Here is an 828-nt window from a genome sequence, read left to right as displayed (position 1 = left end):
GACTATTGCGTATGGCTTGGTGAACTCAGCGGCTTGCCAGTGGACCTGCCCACCGAAGCGCAATACGAGTACGCCGCCCGCTCTCGCGGCAAGCATGTGCTGTATGCCACCGACAACGGTTATATCGAGCGCGGTCGCAACTATCGTGGCGAAGGTGAAAGCAAAACCTATGCGGTGGACAAGTACCCGCCCAATCCGTTGGGGTTGTACGACATGGGTGGCAATGCCACTTCGTGGATCAATGATTGGTACGACCCGGAGTACTACCAGCATTCGCCGGTGGATGATCCTCGAGGCCCCGCGACAGGCACGGAGAAAGTGATAAGAGGAGCGGTGGTTATCGCCTCTCCAGATCTAACATTTACTATGGCGCGCTCGCACGACACATCAGTTCTCAAGGATTACTATTCTACCAATAGCTACCGCTGCGCCATCCAGCAAAGCACCCCACTGAAGCGCTGACATGGCTCGTCGTTCCTTATTCGCTATGTCGATTGCAATATCGTTGCTCATCGGCTGTCATGCTGCGCCCGCTGTGACTAGTCAATCCCTTGGCGCAGATCAGGTCAATTCCATTCAAGAACGCATCGGTATGCGTTATCCAAAGCTTTCCGAAAACGATCGGAAGGATCTACTGCATCAAGTCGTCACTGCGGTGGACAACATGGTGTTTGTCGAAGGCGGTGAATTCGACATGGGCGACTTCGGTTGGGCAGAAACCTATAACGCCTACAAACCGCTTTGCGAGTGGCCTTGCGGTGTGCCCAAGGATCAGCTGTGGCCCGTCGTAATCAGCGCCGATTCGCGCCCTGTCCACACGGTTCGGCT

The 828-nt window shown here is 55.2% G+C and carries 2 protein-coding genes; both read left to right on the top strand.

Features of this window, described 5'->3' with window-relative positions; all coding sequences use genetic code 11:
• The coding region (locus ISP20_RS21435) for a formylglycine-generating enzyme family protein (protein ID WP_204638245.1) at positions 1-462 on the top strand (462 nt) is incomplete at its 5' end.
• Position 463: 1 nt separating this feature from the next.
• Positions 464-828, top strand: a 365-nt coding sequence (locus tag ISP20_RS21430; RefSeq protein WP_204638244.1) for a hypothetical protein, incomplete at its 3' end; no start/stop codon positions are given.

It is taken from the genome of Dyella kyungheensis (assembly GCF_016905005.1).
Taxonomy (GTDB): Bacteria; Pseudomonadota; Gammaproteobacteria; order Xanthomonadales; family Rhodanobacteraceae; genus Dyella; species Dyella kyungheensis.
This window is presented reverse-complemented; position numbering and strand designations above follow the sequence as displayed.